Source organism: Falsirhodobacter sp. 1013 (assembly GCF_051195255.1).
GTDB lineage: Bacteria > Pseudomonadota > Alphaproteobacteria > Rhodobacterales > Rhodobacteraceae > Falsirhodobacter.
The window spans coordinates 167,428-182,906 of the sequence record NZ_JBNJLK010000004.1 but is presented as its reverse complement, the minus strand read 5'-3'; the positions used below and the strand labels follow the sequence as shown (position 1 = coordinate 182,906).

Here is a 15,479-nt window from a genome sequence, read left to right as displayed (position 1 = left end):
CCATGTTCCAGGACCGCCGCATCGGCCTTTGGCTTCTGGCCCCCGCGACGCTGTTCGTCGCCGTGGGGTTCCTTGTTCCCGTTCTTGTCCTGCTGTCGGGCGCGTTTCGCACCGGCGGGGGGTGGGGCTTCGGGAACACCCTCGATTTCTTCGGGTCGGCCCTGAACCGCGAGGTGTTCTGGCGCACGTTCCGGCTGGGCCTGACCGTGACGCTGGTGTCGGCGATCCTCGGCTATGGCGTGGCGATGGCGGTCGTGGACAAGGGGCCGAAGACGAAGGGGCGGCTGATCGCGATGCTGGTCCTGCCGCTCATGATCTCTCCGGTCGCGCGGACCTATGCGTGGCTGGTGATCCTGGGGCGGACGGGGTTCGTCAACGTGGGGCTTGAAAACCTCGGGATCATCGAACGCCCCTTGCGCATCCTGTTTACGGAAACGGCGGTGTTCATCGGGCTGATCCAGCTGTTCTTCCCGCTGATGGTCCTGCCCCTGATCTCGGCGCTGGAGAACATGCCCCGCGACGTGGTGCCGGCGGCGCGGGTGCTGGGCGCGAACTGGCTGACGGTGTTCTGGAAGGTGATCCTGCCCTTGACGAAGGAAGGGCTGGTCGTGGGCGGCACGCTCGTCTTCGTGGGGTCGCTGACCGCCTATGTCACGCCGGCCATCCTTGGGGGGTCCAAGGTGCTGATGCTGGAAACGCTGCTCTATCAGCGGGTGTCGGTGGCGAACGACTACGCCTCGGCCGCCGTGATCGCGGTGATCCTGATCGCGATGTCGGTGCTGACCAACATCCTGTTGAAAAAGCTTGCCAGCGTGAGGAAAGCATGAGGATCTCCGGCAACCTTCTTCTGACGGCGGTTCTGCTGTTCCTGATCGGGCCCTTCGTCATCATCTGCATCGCGGGTCTTTCGGCGGGGGAAACGCTGTCCTTCCCGCCGCAGGGATTGTCGCTGCGCTGGGTGGCGCGGGTGTTCGAGGTGGAAAGTTTCCGCAACGCCTTCGCCCTGTCGATGACGCTGGCCATCGTGGCCACGCTGGCGGCGCTGCTTCTGGGGATACCGGCCGCCTATGCGCTGGAACGCTATCGCCCGCCGGGGGCGGAGGTGATCCGCAACATCGTCACGGCACCCATCGTGGTGCCGGGCATCATCGTGGGCCTTGCACTGCTGCGTCATCTGGTGATCCCGACCGGCATGGGCGTGACGATCGCGCTGTTCATCGGGCACACGGCGCTGCTGGTGCCCTATGCCGTGCGCGTGGTGTCTGCCAGCCTCGTCAACCTGCGCCCCGACATCGAGGAGGCGGCGGTGATGCTGGGCGCCTCGCGCATGGGCGCGTTCCTGAAGGTGGTGTTGCCGAACATCCGGTCCGGCATCATGGCCGCCTTCATCATCGGGTTCATCACGTCCTTCAACCAGGTGCCGGTGTCGCTGTTCCTGTCGGGGCCGGGGGTCACGACCTTGCCGATCGACATGATGTTCTACATGGAATTCAACTACGACCCCTCGGTGGCGGCGCTGTCGGGCCTTCTGGCCCTGATGTCGCTGGCGGTGGTGATGGTGGCCGAGAAATTGTTGGGGTTGTCGCGTTATGTCTGAATTTCTGAAACTGGACCGTTTGACGCTGGGATACGGCGACACGGTGGCCGTGGAGGCTTTGGACTTCGCGATGCAGCCGGGGGAGCTGGTGGCGCTTCTGGGTCCGTCGGGCTGCGGCAAGACCACCACGATGCGCGCCATCGCCGGCCTGATGACACCCTTGGGGGGAACCATCACGCTGGACGGGCGCGACATCACCCGCGTGCCGCCGAACAAGCGCGGGGTCGGGCTGGTCTTCCAGTCCTATGCCCTGTTCCCCCACCTGACCGTGTTCGAGAACGTGGCCTTCGGCCTGCGCCTTGCACGTGTCCCACGGGTGGAGCTGACGCAAAGGGTGGACAAGGCCCTCGCCTCCACCGGCCTTCTGCATCTGGCCCAGCGCCTGCCGCGCGAATTGTCCGGCGGCCAGCAGCAGCGCGTGGCGCTGGCGCGGTCCATCGTGGTGGAACCGAAGCTGCTGCTTCTGGACGAACCTCTGTCCAATCTGGACGCCCGCCTGCGGCTGGAGATGCGGTCCGAACTGTCCCGGTTGCAGCGTGAATTGGGGATCGCGATGATCTACGTGACCCACGACCAATCCGAGGCGCTGGCCTTGGCAGACCGCATCATCGTCATGCGCGACGGCCGGATCGAGCAGGCGGGCACGCCGGACGCGATCTATGAACGTCCGGCGTCCGTCTTCGTGGCGGGCTTCATGGGGTTCGAGAACACCTTCGTCATCCACAACGGCCTGCTGGCCGGCATCGCCCCCATCGGGTTCGAGGTGCGCGACGCCGTCGGTCTGGCCTGGCGTCCGCATGCCGTGGTGCTGGGGCAGGGTCCGCATCGCGGCACGGTGGCCGGCGCCTCCTATCTGGGGCAGGTGGTGGAATATCTGCTGACCACGCCGCTGGGCGACATCAAGGCCGAAGCGCCCGCCTCCGCCCCACGTCACCAAGCGGGCGAAACCATCGCCTTCGACCTGCCCGAGGCCAGCGCCGTGAGGCTGCCGCGTGCGTGACTTGTGGATCGACACGGATATGGGTTTCGACGATCTGGCGGCGTGGTGCATGCTGTGGGACCGCGTGGCGGGGCTGTCGGTCGTGGCGGGGAACGTCACGCTGGATCAGGCGGTAAGGAATGCCTGTGCCGCGCGTGAGGTGTTCGGTTGGCCGGTTCCCATCCATGCGGGTGCCGAAGGCCCGCTGAACGGGGCGCTCGTGACGGCGGATTACGTTCTGGGGACGGACGGCATGCCGGGCACGGGGCGCAAGCTGCCGCCAGCCGATGGTGTTGCTGATGATAATGACGCCATCGGTGCGCTGCTTTGCTGGATCAACGCGGGTGGAGTGGATATCCTCGCCCTCGGTCCTCTGACGAACATCGGGCGGCTGGTGCAGGCCCATCCCGAGGTGGCGGGGCGCATCCGCGTGACGTGGATGGGGGGTGCCGCGTCGGGCGGCAATCATACGGCGGCGACCGAGTTCAACGCCGCCATCGATCCGGAGGCGTTGGACGTCCTGCTGGCCGCCGGGGTGGATCTGGCGATGGTGGGGCTGGACGTCTGCCGTCAGGTCACGCTGACGATGGCCGATGTGGCCCCGCTGCGGGCCATTGCGACCGAACGCGGCCAGCTTCTGGCCGATCTGCTGGAAGGTTACGTGGCGATCGCGGCGGGCCGTCCGATGGCGCTGTACGATCCGGTGGCGGCGGCCGTCCTGATCGATGCGTCGGTGGTGGAGTTCCGGTCCGCCCGCCTGGACATGGAGTTGACGGGCACCCACACGCGGGGGATGACCGTCGTGGAATGGCGCGCCCACCGCGCGGCCCCCAACGCCCGGGTTGCGGTGCGGGCCGACGCGGAACGAATAAGCGGTCTGTTCCATGATGGGCTGAAACGGGCGGCGCAGGCATGAACGAACCTCAGGATCTGAACGAAACCGTTCTGCGGGATCGCGCCGTCGCGGCCGCCACGGGGCGTGCGCCCTTCGACATCCTGCTGCGCGGGGGCACGGTGGTCGACATGGCCACATCCGAACTGCGGGTGGCCGATGTGGGGCTGGTCGGGCCGCTCATCGCCTCGGTCCATTCGGGGGGAACGCGGGCGGATGCGGCGCAGGTGATCGACGTCACGGGACGCTTCATCGCGCCGGGGCTGATCGACACGCACATGCACATCGAAAGCTCCATGACCACGCCGCGACGATATGCCGAGGTGGTGGTTCCGCAGGGCACGACCACCGTGGTCTGGGACCCGCACGAGGTGGGGAATGTCGCGGGCCTTGCCGGCATCGACTGGGCGGTGGGGGCGATCCGCGGCCTGCCGCTGCGCGTGCTGCCACTGGCCCCGTCCTGCGTGCCTTCGGCCCCCGGGCTGGAACAGGGCGGCGCCGTGTTCGAGGCGGAGGAGATGGCCCGCATGCTGGCCATGCCCGAGATCTGCGGCGTGGCCGAGGTGATGGACATGCGCGGTGTGCTGGACCGCAGCCCGAAGATGCGCGGCATCGTGGGCGAGGGGCTCGCCTCGGGCAAGCTGGTCTGCGGCCACGCGCGCGGGCTGGAGGGGGCGGATCTTCAGGGCTATGCCGCCGCCGGTGTCGGATCCGATCACGAGATCACGTCGGGTGAGGATCTTCTGGCCAAGCTGCGCGCCGGCCTGACGGTAGAGTTGCGCGGCTCGCACGATTACGTGCTGCCGGGGGTGGTGGAGGCGCTGAAGACGCTGCCCCATCTGCCCCAGACCCTGACGATCTGCACTGACGACGTGTTCCCCGATGACCTGATCGTGCGCGGCGGCATGGTGGACGTGATCCGTCGGCTGGTAAGATACGGAATGCCCGCGCTGGACGCCCTGCGTGCGGCCACTTTGAACGCCGCCATGCGGATCGGGCGGCCGGACCTCGGCCTCGTGGCGCCGGGGCGGCGGGCCGACCTGATCGTGATCGACGATCTGAAGCGGTTCCGGATGGCGCATGTCTTCGCCTCGGGCCGCGAGGTGGGGCGTGACGGCGTGGCGCTGGACCGTGTGCGGGGGGCCGGGGAGACGCGCTTCACCGACACGGTGAAGGTACCGCTGCTTGTGCCGTCGGATTTCGTGCTGCGGACGCAGGCGGTGGGGACCGTGGCCGTCAACACCGTCTTCCGCCCCCGCTTCACCGAACTTCGGGTGCAGGAGCTGCCGATGCGGGATGGCGCGGTGGTTCTGCCCGAAGACAAGCTGATGATGGCCGTGATCCACCGTCACGGCCTGCGGGAGGCCGTGCCCTCGCTGGGCGTGCTGGACGACTGGGGCTGCTGGACGGGCGCGATCGCGACCACCGTGGCCCATGACAGCCACAACCTGTGCGTCTTCGGGCGCGATCCGGTGGCCATGGCGGCGGCGGCCAACGCGCTGCGCGACTGCGGGGGCGGGATGGCCGTGGCGAAGGGCGACCGCGTTCTGGCGGTGCTGCCCCTGCCGGTGTGCGGCCTGTTGTCGGACGCCGCGGCGGAACGCACGGCCCACGCGCTGGTGCGCCTGCGTGCCGCCGCCGACGAGGTGGCTGACTGGGCGCCGCCCTTGCGGACGTTCAAGGCGCTGGTCGGCGCCTCGCTCGCCTGCAATCCGGGCCCACGGGTGACGGATCTGGGAATCGGGGACGGGGCCACGGGGGTTCTGATCGGTCCCTTCGCGTGACATGGCGCGCGGGCTGCGTTATGGGCCGCGCAGCCGAACGAGGATGCCATGACCCCAGCCGCCCGCCTTTCCGCCGCCATGACCGTTCTGGACCGCTGGCTTTCCGGCGTCCCTGCCGAAAAGGCGCTGATCAACTGGGCGCGCGGCAGCCGTTTCGCCGGATCGGGCGACCGGGCGGCGGTGCGTGATCTTGTCTTCGACGCGATCCGCTGCCGCCGCAGCTTTGCCGCGCTGGGCGGCGGGGAAACGGGACGGGGGCTTATCCTGGGCGGGGTGCTGGCGTCGGGTGCCGATCCCGCACCGCTCTTCACCGGCGAAGGCCATGCCCCTGCGCCCGTGGTGGAAACGGGGCGGCCCCCTGAACGGCTGGAGGCGCTGGATTGCCCCGACTGGATCGCGCCGCAGCTGGAATCCTCCCTCGGGCCGGATTTCGCCCCGGTGATGGAGGCGCTGCGTTATCGCGCGCGGGTCTTCCTGCGGGCCGTGGGCGATCGCGACGCCGTGGCGCGCGCCTTGGCCGGGGAAGGGATCGTGGCCCGCCCGCATCCCCTTGCCCGGTCCGCGCTGGAAGTGGTTGAGGGCGCACGGCGCATCCAGAACTCCGACGCCTATGGCACGGGGAGGGTGGAATTGCAGGACGCCGCCTCTCAGGCGGTGATCGAGGCGTTGCCGCTGAAGGACGGCGACCGCGTGCTGGATTTCTGCGCGGGCGGGGGCGGCAAGACGCTGGCCATGGCCGCGCGCGCCCGGCTGGACCTGTCGGCGCATGATATCGACCCGAAACGCATGACGGACCTTCCGGCACGGGCGGCGCGGGCCGGAGTGTCCGTCGCGCGGATCGACACGAAGGCGGCGCTGTCGCGGACCTATGACCTTGTTCTGGTGGATGCGCCCTGTTCCGGGTCGGGAAGCTGGCGGCGTGCCCCCGAAGGGAAATGGCTGCTGACGCCCGAACGGCTGGACGCCTTGCGGCAGGTTCAGGCGGACATCCTCGATCAGGTGGCGCCGACGCTGCGGCCCGCGGGCATTCTTGCCTATGCCACCTGTTCCCTGCTGGAGGCGGAAAACGGCGACCAGATCGACGCCTTCCTGTCCCGCCACCCCGGCTGGCAGCGGCCGGCGGATCGCCGCCTGACCCCGCTGGACGGGGGCGACGGCTTCTATCTGGCGCTGCTTCAGGCCCCTTCGGCTTAAGAGGGGGTTAACCTTTATTTGCGACCCATCGCGGCATGTTGAAAAGCGCCTTCCTTTCGCACGTGAACCCCCTGCTGCTTTGGGCGGCGGGTCTTGTTGTCGCCGGTCTTCTGGCCTTGGGGCCGACCTGGCTGTCGCAATCCGACGCGATGGTGGATGCGGGGCTGGCGGTGGTCGCGACGTTCTGGACGCTGGCCGTGGGCGCGCTGGTGGTCTGGAGCGTGCAGGCCTGCCGGGACCGGGCGCAGCGGGACGTCCTGCGCCGCCTTCTGGAGCGGGACCCGGACCTGTGCTTTGCCACGGACGGGCAGGGACATGTTCGGTTCGCCAATGCCAGCGCCCGCGCCGCCGGGGCGATCGAAGGGCAGAAACCACGCTTTCCCGGCCTGTTCGCCGAACCTGATTTCGTGACGCTGCGGATGCTGGCGCGCGCCCGCATCGACGGAACGGTTCTGGAGGAGGTGACGGCCGGTGCCGTCCGGTCGAGCCTGAGCGTGCATGACGGCGGAAAAGGCCTGTTCCTGTGGCGGCTGGAGCGGGCCGACGTGCAGGAGGTGGCGCTGCCGGAGCCGGAACTGGTGCTGCCCACGCGCATCCGTTTCGAACAGGTGCCCATTCCTTTGGTGATCTTTTCCCCGGAAGGAAAGGTGCTGACGGCCAACGCGCTGGCGCGCGAAACCCTGCGACTCGATCTGGGGGAGCGGATCACGATCTCCGACCTGTTTGAAGGGTTGGGGCGGTCCATGACGGCGTGGCTGCAGGACGTGGCCGTTGGGCGGCTGGTGGCACCGGGCGAGGTTCTTCGCGTGCGCCGCGATCAGGACGCGCATGTGCAGCTGACCTTGCGCCGGATGCAGGAACGCGGACGCGACGTGGTCCTGGGCGTGATGATCGATGCCACCGCCGTGCGCGTTCTGGAAGCGCAGTTCATCCAAAGCCAGAAGATGCAGGCCATCGGGCAGCTGGCGGGGGGCGTGGCGCATGACTTCAACAACCTGCTGACCGCGATCTCGGGCCATTGCGATCTGCTGCTGCTGCGCCACGATCATGAGGATCCGGAATACGCGGACCTGATGCAGATCCACCAGAACGCCAACCGCGCGGCCAGTCTGGTGGGGCAGCTTCTGGCCTTTTCGCGCAAGCAGACCCAGAAGCTGGAAACGCTGGAGCTGGAGGAGGTTCTGTCCGACCTCGCTCATCTGCTGAACCGCCTGGTGGGCGAACGGGTGACCCTGCGGCTGGAGCATGGCAACGGCCTTGGCCATATCCGCGCCGACCGCCGTCAGCTGGAACAGGTGATCATGAACCTCGTCGTGAACGCGCGCGACGCGATGCCCACCCGCGGCACCATCCGCATCGTGACCGAGGCGCTGTCCCTGACCGAGGAGTTGCACCGCAACCGCGCGGTCGTACCCCCCGGCGACTATTCGGTGATTCGCGTGGTGGATCATGGCACCGGCATCGCCGCCGACCATCTGGGCAAGATCTTCGAGCCGTTCTTCACCACCAAGCGCCCCGGAGAAGGCACGGGTCTTGGCCTGTCGACCGTGTATGGCATCGTGAAGCAGACGGGCGGCTACATCTTCGTGGACAGCACGCCGGACAAGGGCAGCACCTTCCATCTTCTGTTCCCCGTCACGGTTCAGGAGCCGGACGTTGCCCCGGCCGCACCGGCCATTGCCCGCCAGCCGCAAAGCACCGATGGCGGCATAGTGCTGCTGGTGGAGGATGAAGCGCCGGTGCGGGCCTTCGCATCACGGGCGCTGCGCCTGCGCGGCTACACGGTCTTGGAAGCCGGCAGCGCCGAGGAGGCGCTGGAGCTGCTGGAGGATCCGCATCTGGCCGTCGACGTCTTCGTGACCGACGTCGTCATGCCCGGCATGGACGGTCCCACCTGGGTGCGGGAAGCGTTGCGCCAGCGCCCCACGGCCCGCGTGGTCTTCGTGTCGGGCTATGCGCAGGAAGCCTTCGCGGACGAACAGATGCAGTTCCCGAACTCGGTCTTCCTGCCCAAGCCCTTCTCGTTGAACGACCTGACGGCAACGGTGCAGCGCGTGCTCAGCTGAGGCTGTCGTACAGTTCGTAGTCGCGGGCGCAGGCGGAGCGCAGAAGCGCCTCGCCCTCGGCCGACAGTTCCGTCTGGCCGGGAGGCGAGACGTTCAGCCGGGGCAGCGTGATCTCGCAATCCAGGCGCTCCTCCAGAAACGCGACGAAGCGGTCGATCTCCTCGTAGCGGAACAGGTGGTCAATGCCCTGATCCTGCTTCGGCCGCAGGAACCGTTCCTGCGAACCGACATCCGCGAAGGCCGGCTGGGGGTCCGAGGCGTAGGCGCGCACGAAATCCTCGAAGCTCATCCCGCGGGTCGCCTTGGTTTCGTCCACGGCCTGCCGGGTGCGGTAGCGGAACCAGCTGCCCAGCCAGTCGCGCGGTTCGCGCATCAGGGCCACCGTCTGGAAATCATGGCCGGACGCCGCGCGAAGATAGGGGCCAATGAAGCGCTGGAAGCGGTGGACGGTCGTGTGCTTCAGCAAGGGGGGGCGGGTTATCGTGACGGCGGCCAAGGATTCCAAGGCCGCCTCCACGGCGGTCGAACCGGTTTTCGGCGTCGCCAGAAAGACCAGTCGTTGTTCCCAGAAAACCAGCATCGTCGTGTCGTCCCTTCTTTGGAATCCGTGTCTGACGGACCCGTAAACCATTGCTTAAGCATTTTCAGGTGAAAAGCTTTCTTAACGAAATCCCTTGCGATCCGGACCCTGTTCCACCATATAAGAACAAGACAAGAACATCGTCAGATTTGCCCGCGGCTGGCAGCTGTGCGAAAAGGATCCCCGTATGGCGACTGCGAACCTTTTTGATTTGGACGGAAAGCGCGAAATGGACAAGGCGAAGGCGCTCGAAAGCGCACTGGCACAAATCGAACGGCAGTTCGGTAAAGGCTCGATCATGAAACTCGGGCAGGACAACGCGGTGATGGAGGTCGAGGCGACCTCCACCGGCTCGTTGGGGCTCGACATTGCACTCGGGATCGGCGGCCTGCCCAAGGGCCGGATCATCGAGATCTACGGCCCCGAAAGCTCGGGCAAGACCACGCTGACGCTGCATGTGGTGGCCGAGGAACAGAAGAAGGGCGGCGTTTGCGCCTTTGTCGACGCCGAACACGCGCTGGACCCGTCCTATGCCAAGAAGCTGGGCGTGAACCTGGACGAACTCCTGATCTCGCAACCCGACACCGGCGAGCAGGCGCTGGAGATCGTGGACACGCTGGTCCGTTCCGGCGCGGTCAGCTTGATCGTGGTCGATTCGGTCGCGGCGCTGACGCCGAAGGCCGAAATCGAGGGCGACATGGGCGACATGCAGATGGGCTCGCAGGCCCGTCTGATGAGCCAGGCGATGCGCAAGCTGACGGCGTCCATCGGACGGTCGAACTGCATGGTGATCTTCATCAACCAGATCCGCATGAAGATCGGCGTGATGTTCGGCTCGCCGGAAACCACCACGGGCGGCAACGCGCTGAAGTTCTACGCCTCGGTCCGTCTGGACATCCGCCGCACCGGCGCGATCAAGGACCGGGACGAGGTGATCGGCAACGCCACGCGCGTGAAGGTCGTCAAGAACAAGGTCGCCCCTCCGTTCAAAGAGGTCGAATTCGACATCATGTATGGCGAAGGCATCTCCAAGCTGGGTGAGCTGGTGGACCTTGGCGTGAAGGCCGGCGTGGTCGAAAAGTCCGGCTCGTGGTATTCCTACGGGGATGAACGGATCGGGCAGGGTCGTGAGAACGCCAAGCAGTTCCTGCGCGCCAACCCGCAGACCGCCCGGTCGATCGAGGACAAGGTCCGTGCGGCGCACGGCCTCGACCTCAGCTTCAAGCCGGACGCGGACGACCTGATGGAAGAGTGAGGGCCTTGTTGTAAGGCCCGGCGGGGGGTAAACGGGGGCAAGACAAGAACAGGGGCCCCCATGCCGTCGCTGAACGATATCCGATCCACCTTCCTCGACTTCTTTGCGCGGAACGGGCACACGGTCGTGCCAAGCAGCCCGCTGGTTCCGCGCAACGATCCCACGCTGATGTTCACGAACTCGGGCATGGTGCAGTTCAAGAACTGCTTCACCGGGGACGAGACGCGGGACTACGTACGCGCCACCACGGCGCAGAAATGCGTGCGCGCGGGCGGCAAGCACAACGATCTGGACAACGTGGGCTACACCGCCCGGCACCACACGTTCTTCGAGATGCTGGGCAACTTCAGCTTCGGCGACTATTTCAAGGAACAGGCCATTCCCTTCGCGTGGGAATTGCTGACCAAGGATTTCGACATCCCCAAGGACCGCCTGCTGGTCACCGTGTACCACACGGATGACGAGGCGGCGGCGCTGTGGAAGAAGGTCGCGGGCCTGTCCGACGACCGCATCATCCGCATCCCCACGAACGACAACTTCTGGATGATGGGTCCGACCGGCCCCTGCGGCCCCTGCACCGAGATCTTCTTCGACCATGGCGACAAGATCTGGGGCGGCCCCCCCGGTTCCGCCGACGAGGATGGCGACCGGTTCATCGAGATCTGGAACCTCGTCTTCATGCAGAACGAGCAGTTCGAGGACGGCTCCATGCGCGCCCTCGACATGCAGTCGATCGACACCGGCATGGGGCTGGAGCGGATCGGCGCGCTGCTGCAGGGCAAGCACGACAACTACGACACCGACCTGATGCGCAGCCTGATCGAGGCGAGCGCGCACGCGACCTCCTCCGATCCGGACGGTTCGGGCAAGACGCATCACCGCGTGATCGCCGACCACCTCCGCTCCACCTCGTTCCTGCTGGCCGATGGCGTGATGCCGTCGAACGAAGGTCGCGGCTATGTCCTGCGCCGCATCATGCGCCGCGCGATGCGCCATGCCCACCAGCTGGGCGCGCAGGATCCGCTGATGCACCGCCTGGTGCCGGCGCTGGTCCGCCAGATGGGCGCCGCCTATCCCGAGCTGACCCGCGCGCAGGCCCTGATCGAGGAAACGCTGCGGCAGGAGGAAACGAAGTTCCGCCAAACGCTGGACCGTGGCCTGAAGCTGCTGGACGACGAACTGGCCGGTCTGCCCGAAGATGCGCCCCTGCCGGGCGAGGCGGCGTTCAAGCTGTACGACACCTACGGCTTTCCGCTGGACCTGACGCAGGACGCGCTGCGCGAAAAGGGTCGTGCCGTGGACACCGCCGGTTTCGACACCGCCATGGCCGAACAGAAGGCCAAGGCGCGCGCCAGCTGGTCCGGTTCGGGCGAGACGAAGGACGCCGCGATCTGGTTCGATCTGGCCGACAGCTTCGGCGCGACCGAATTCCTGGGCTATGACACCGTCGCGGCCGAAGGGCAGATCCAGTCCATCGTCATGCAGGGTGCCGCGGCGCCTAAGGCCGTGGCCGGCGACGTGGTGCAGATCGTGCTGAACCAGACGCCCTTCTATGGCGAAAGCGGCGGCCAGGTGGGCGATGCGGGGGTGCTGTCGACCGACACCGGCCGCGCGCGCATCACCGACACGAAGCGCAGCCAGGGCCTCTTCATCCATTCGGCCGAGGTGATCGAGGGCGAGATCGCGACGGGTCAGGGCGCCGAACTGGTGGTGGACCGTGCACGTCGCGGGGCGATCGAAAGCAACCACTCCGCCACGCACCTGCTGAACGAGGCGCTGCGCCGCACGCTGGGCGATCACGTCGCGCAGCGGGGCAGCCTGAACGCGCCGGATCGTCTGCGCTTCGACTTCAGCCATGCCAAGGGCCTGACGGCGGACGAAATCGCGGCGGTGGAGGCCGAGGTCAACGCGCTGATCCGTCAGAACGGTGAAGTCGTGACCCGCGTCATGGCCCCCGACGACGCGCGCGAACTGGGCGCGCAGGCGCTGTTCGGCGAAAAGTACGGCGACGAGGTTCGGGTCGTGTCGATGGGCAACCTCGACGGTTCGGGCAAGGGCACCGACGGGACGACCTACTCGCTGGAATTGTGCGGCGGCACCCATGTCGGCCGTTTGGGAGAGATCGGTCTGTTCGTTCTGCTGAGCGACTCCGCCTCCTCGGCCGGTGTACGGCGGATCGAGGCGCTGACGGGCGATGCGGCGCTGGCCCATCTGTCTGAGCAGGTGAAGCGGCTTGCCGAGGTTGCGGCGGTGCTGAAAGCCTCTCCGGCCGAGGTGGTGGAACGGACGCGGGCGCTGGTGGAAGAACGCCGGGCGCTGGCCAACGAACTGGCGCAGCTGAAGCGCGAGGCTGCGATGTCGGGCGCGGATGGCGAGGCGAAGGAGATCGGCGGCGTCCGCTTCCTGTCGCGCATCGTCCAAGGCGTATCGGGCAAGGAGCTTCCGGGCCTGATCGACGAGATGAAGACCAAGATCGGCTCGGGTGCCGTTCTCCTCATCTCCGACACGGGCGGGAAGGCGGCGCTGGCGGCAGGCGTCACGGCGGATCTGACGGGTCGTCTGTCGGCGGTGGATCTGGTGAAAGCCGCGGCCGAAGCGCTTGGCGGCAAGGGCGGTGGTGGCCGTCCCGACATGGCGCAAGCCGGTGCCGCAGACGCGTCGAAGGCCGAAGAGGCCGTGAAGGCCGTGGAAACCTATCTGGAGGTTTGAGAGATGTCCGCGCTTTGGATTGCCCATGTCGAAGTGACCGATCCCGATAGCTATGCGCTGTATGCCAAGGCGGCGGGACCGGCCATCGCGGCCCATGGCGGTGTATTCCTGCACCGCAACGGCCCTTATGTGCAGCTGGAGGGGCAGGAGCGGAAGCGCAACGTCGTCGTCCGCTTCCCGTCGCTTGATGCGGCGGTGGCCTGCTATCGTTCGGCGGAGTATCAGGCGGCGATGGAGCATTCGAAGAATGCCTCCGTCCGCGATCTGGTTGTGGTCGAAGAACTGGAGTGAGGCCGCCCGGCCTTTTCCCCCCCACCGGATACGAAAAAGCCGCCCCGAGGGGCGGCTTTCTTTTATTGTGCGGCGCGCGAGTGGCGCTTGCGCTCGTTCGGATCCAGGTGACGCTTGCGCAGGCGGATCGCTTTCGGCGTGACTTCGACCAGTTCGTCGTCGTCGATATAGGCGATCGCCTGTTCCAGCGACATCGTGACCGGCGTCGTCAGGCGAACCGCCTCGTCCGTGCCCGAAGCGCGGACGTTGGTCAGCTGCTTGCCCTTCAGCGGGTTCACTTCCAGATCATTCTCGCGGTTGTGCTCACCGATGATCATGCCGGTATAGACCGGTTCCTGAACGCCGATGAAGAAGTGGCCGCGATCTTCCAGCTTCCACATGGCATAAGCGACCGAGATGCCGCTTTCCATGGAGATCAGAACGCCGGCACGACGGCCCTCGATCGGGCCCTTGTGGGGCGCCCATTCGTGGAACACGCGGTTCAGCACGCCGGTGCCACGCGTGTCGGTCATGAACTGGCCGTGATAGCCGATCAGGCCGCGCGACGGGACATGCGCGATGATCCGCGTCTTGCCGGCGCCCGCGGGCTTCATCTCGGTCAGGTCGCCCTTGCGGGGACCGGTCAGCTTTTCGATCACGGCGCCGGTGTATTCGTCGTCGACGTCGATCGTGACTTCCTCGATCGGCTCCATCCGGACGCCGTCCACCTCGTTGAACAGCACGCGCGGGCGGGAGATCGAGAGCTCGAACCCTTCGCGGCGCATGTTCTCGATCAACACGCCCATCTGAAGTTCGCCACGGCCTGCCACGTCGAAGGCGTCGCCGCCGGGGGTGTCGGTGACCTTGATCGCGACGTTGACCTCGGCTTCCTTCATCAGGCGTTCGCGGATGACGCGCGACTGCACCTTGTTGCCATCCTTGCCGGCCAGCGGCGAGTCGTTGATGCCGAAGGTGACGGAGATTGTCGGCGGGTCAATCGGCTGTGCGGGCAGCGGCACGTCGATGGACAGGTCGCACAGCGTGTCGGCCACAGTGGCCTTGGTCATGCCCGCCAGCGTCACGATGTCACCGGCCTCGGCCACGTCGATCGGCGTCTGGACCAGACCGCGATAGGCGAGGACCTTGGACACGCGGAACTGCTCGATCCGCTCACCCGTGCGGGTCATCGCCTTGAGAGTGTCACCGGCCTTCAGCGTGCCCGCCTCGACACGGCCGGTCAGGATGCGGCCGATGAAGGGGTCGGCCGACAGCGTGGTCGCCAGCATCTGGAACGGCTCGTTCCGGCGGGCGATCTGCTTGGGCTGCGGGACGTGCTTCAGAATCAGGTCGAACAGCGCCGACAGGTCCTTGCGCGGGCCGTCCAGCTCCATGTCCGCCCAGCCCGAACGGCCCGAGGCGTACATTGTCGGGAAGTCGAGCTGGTTGTCGTCGGCGCCAAGGCTTGCAAAAAGGTCGAACACCTCGTCCAGCGCGCGGTCGGGCTCGGCATCGGCCTTGTCGACCTTGTTCAGCACCACGATCGGACGCAGGCCCAGGGCCAGCGCCTTGGAGGTCACGAATTTCGTTTGCGGCATCGGGCCTTCGGCGGCATCGACCAGCAGGACGACCCCGTCGACCATGCTCAGGATGCGCTCCACCTCGCCGCCGAAATCGGCGTGGCCGGGGGTGTCGACGATGTTGATGCGGGTGCCGTTCCATTCCAGCGAGGTGCATTTCGCAAGGATGGTGATCCCGCGCTCACGCTCGATGTCGTTGCTGTCCATCGCGCGTTCGGCCACGGCCTGGTTGTCGCGAAACGCGCCCGATTGCTTCAGAAGCTCGTCCACCAATGTGGTCTTGCCATGGTCGACGTGCGCGATGATCGCGATGTTGCGGAGTTCCATCCGATGCCCTTTAGATGCTGCGCTGTCGCGATACACGGGGTTGGCGCAAATTGCCAGCCCCGAGTGGCGGGCGGCCCCCATGCGGCCCGCGCATGCAACAAATGAAAAACGCAGAGCGGGGGGTGCCCGTCTCTGCGTGTCACGTCCGGCCGCGCGGTGAACGCGGAAAGCGATGCCGTATCAGCCAATGCCGATGAACGACAGGATGGCGACAACGATGACCACAAGGCCGACAAGATAAATGATGCT

The 15,479-nt window shown here is 66.7% G+C and carries 12 protein-coding genes; 10 read left to right on the top strand and 2 right to left on the bottom strand.

Annotated elements, in window-relative coordinates; all coding sequences use genetic code 11:
- Positions 1–2: 2 nt before the first annotated feature.
- From ACSHZY_RS08920 to ACSHZY_RS08890, 7 genes are read left to right on the top strand one after another with little or no spacing between them, the layout of a single operon-like run.
- On the top strand, positions 3–827 hold the full coding sequence (locus ACSHZY_RS08920; RefSeq protein ID WP_435168273.1) for an ABC transporter permease: 825 nt from the start codon (positions 3–5) through the stop codon (positions 825–827).
- Positions 824–1,597, top strand: a complete 774-nt coding sequence (locus ACSHZY_RS08915) for an ABC transporter permease (RefSeq protein WP_435168271.1) — start codon at positions 824–826, stop codon at positions 1,595–1,597. Before ACSHZY_RS08920 ends, ACSHZY_RS08915 begins: the two co-directional genes overlap by 4 nt.
- Positions 1,590–2,597: an ABC transporter ATP-binding protein gene (locus ACSHZY_RS08910; protein WP_435168269.1), complete on the top strand. Its 1,008-nt coding sequence runs from the start codon at positions 1,590–1,592 to the stop codon at positions 2,595–2,597. Before ACSHZY_RS08915 ends, ACSHZY_RS08910 begins: the two co-directional genes overlap by 8 nt.
- Entirely contained in the window at positions 2,590–3,492 is a 903-nt protein-coding gene (locus ACSHZY_RS08905) for a nucleoside hydrolase (RefSeq protein WP_435168267.1), read from the top strand. The genes ACSHZY_RS08910 and ACSHZY_RS08905 overlap by 8 nt, the downstream gene beginning before the upstream one ends.
- A complete protein-coding gene (locus ACSHZY_RS08900; protein WP_435168266.1) occupies positions 3,489–5,252 on the top strand; it encodes an adenine deaminase in 1,764 nt (587 codons plus the stop codon). The genes ACSHZY_RS08905 and ACSHZY_RS08900 overlap by 4 nt, the downstream gene beginning before the upstream one ends.
- 48 nt (positions 5,253–5,300) lie before the next feature.
- The gene (locus tag ACSHZY_RS08895; protein WP_435168264.1) at positions 5,301–6,446 is read left to right on the top strand and encodes an RsmB/NOP family class I SAM-dependent RNA methyltransferase; all 1,146 of its coding nucleotides are present in this window, start codon (positions 5,301–5,303) and stop codon (positions 6,444–6,446) included.
- A 35-nt stretch (positions 6,447–6,481) separates the two neighbouring features.
- Positions 6,482–8,512, top strand: a complete 2,031-nt coding sequence (locus tag ACSHZY_RS08890) for an ATP-binding protein (protein ID WP_435168262.1) — start codon at positions 6,482–6,484, stop codon at positions 8,510–8,512.
- Here ACSHZY_RS08890 and ACSHZY_RS08885 read toward each other — a convergent pair.
- The gene (locus tag ACSHZY_RS08885) at positions 8,505–9,092 is read right to left on the bottom strand and encodes a hypothetical protein (RefSeq protein ID WP_435168261.1); all 588 of its coding nucleotides are present in this window, start codon (positions 9,090–9,092) and stop codon (positions 8,505–8,507) included. The two genes, ACSHZY_RS08890 and ACSHZY_RS08885, sit on opposite strands and share 8 nt — an antisense overlap.
- Positions 9,093–9,279: 187 nt before the next feature.
- Here ACSHZY_RS08885 and recA point away from each other — a divergent pair, with 187 nt between their 5' ends.
- Genes recA through ACSHZY_RS08870 form a run of 3 tightly spaced genes read left to right on the top strand, consistent with a single transcriptional unit; the run spans position 9,280 to position 13,347 of the window.
- Positions 9,280–10,347: a recombinase RecA gene (gene recA / locus ACSHZY_RS08880; RefSeq protein WP_435168259.1), complete on the top strand. Its 1,068-nt coding sequence runs from the start codon at positions 9,280–9,282 to the stop codon at positions 10,345–10,347.
- Positions 10,348–10,407: 60 nt separating this feature from the next.
- The gene (gene alaS, locus ACSHZY_RS08875) at positions 10,408–13,056 is read left to right on the top strand and encodes an alanine--tRNA ligase (protein ID WP_435168257.1); all 2,649 of its coding nucleotides are present in this window, start codon (positions 10,408–10,410) and stop codon (positions 13,054–13,056) included.
- A 3-nt stretch (positions 13,057–13,059) separates the two neighbouring features.
- Positions 13,060–13,347, top strand: coding sequence for a DUF1330 domain-containing protein (locus ACSHZY_RS08870; RefSeq protein ID WP_435168256.1), 288 nt, complete (start codon positions 13,060–13,062; stop codon positions 13,345–13,347).
- 62 nt (positions 13,348–13,409) lie between these two features.
- Here ACSHZY_RS08870 and typA read toward each other — a convergent pair whose 3' ends face one another.
- A complete protein-coding gene (typA, locus tag ACSHZY_RS08865; protein WP_435168254.1) occupies positions 13,410–15,230 on the bottom strand; it encodes a translational GTPase TypA in 1,821 nt (606 codons plus the stop codon).
- Between the last annotated feature and the right edge of the window lie 249 nt (positions 15,231–15,479).